General features: G+C 60.5%; 1 protein-coding gene. It reads left to right on the top strand.

Features of this window, described 5'->3' with window-relative positions; genetic code table 11:
• Positions 1-78: 78 nt before the first annotated feature.
• Positions 79-276, top strand: a 198-nt coding sequence (locus SB765_RS29455) for a hypothetical protein (RefSeq protein ID WP_410932463.1), incomplete at its 3' end; no start/stop codon positions are given.

Here is a 276-nt window from a genome sequence, read left to right on the forward strand (position 1 = left end):
GGCAATTGGTGCGGGCCCGATTGGTCCGCGGGGCAGCGCGGTGGAGAACTGAGTCGGGACGAGCTTGTTCGAGGAGCGGTGTTCAAACGCCCGGGAGTCGATGGAACCACGCAGGAAAGTCCCCTGGATGCGATGTGCAAGGACCACGATCTGGCCTATTTTGATGCCAAAGGTCAGCCGGACGAAGCCATGCAAAAGCTCAAGGCCGACGCAGCCCTGATGGCGAGGCTCTCTCAACTGGATCAGCGAAGCCTGCCGGAAGTTGAGCAGACCTAT

Origin of the sequence: Pseudomonas sp. SIMBA_067 (assembly GCF_046534675.1) — a bacterium.
In the GTDB taxonomy this organism is placed as follows: domain Bacteria; phylum Pseudomonadota; class Gammaproteobacteria; order Pseudomonadales; family Pseudomonadaceae; genus Aquipseudomonas; species Aquipseudomonas putida.